Annotated in this window: 1 protein-coding gene; it reads right to left on the minus strand. The window is 70.2% G+C overall.

Translation table 11 applies throughout. The annotated features are described in order from the left end of the window. Positions 1-457: alternate-type signal peptide domain-containing protein (locus AC1DVP_RS21410; RefSeq protein WP_477185489.1), on the minus strand; the 457-nt coding region annotated here is incomplete at its 3' end. Positions 458-561: the final 104 nt, after the last annotated feature.

Below are 561 nucleotides of genomic sequence, written 5' to 3' on the forward strand. Positions count from 1 at the left end.
TCGCGGTCACCGAGACCACGTTGCCCGCGGTCGTGACGGTGCCCGTGCCGGTCTGCGTGCCGGAGGTCGCGACCGTCGGCGTGACCGTGAGCTCGTTGAGCAGCGGGTTGGTCGCCGCAGCGGGCACGTTGTTCGTCAGGCCGGGCACCGCGAGCGCCACGGTTGCCTTGAGGTTGTCACCCTGGGCCGTCACCGTGAACGTCTGGGTCACGACGACCGTGTCGCCGGGGACGATCTTGGAGGTCGCCGGCGCGAAGGTGGCGCCCGACGTCTTCCAGGTCCACACGGGCGAGCCCGTGGCGCCCGTCTTCGGCGCGATCGCCAGGTTGCCCGAGGAGATCGTCGTGGTCGAGCCGAACGTGCTGGACTGCGTCCAGTACGCCATCGTTCCCGCGCCGCCCAGCAGCAGCGCCACACCGGCGCCAACAGCGATGGCGCCCTTCGTCGTCTTGCGCATGATCCATGCCTCCCGTAGCCGTCGCCGGCTACACCACCGGCACAGACGACCTCGGTAGGCGGACGAGCGTCCATGAGGAGCGGAAGCGCTTCTTCACCCCGCCG

It is taken from the genome of Flavobacterium sp. P3_A6, from assembly GCF_056403035.1.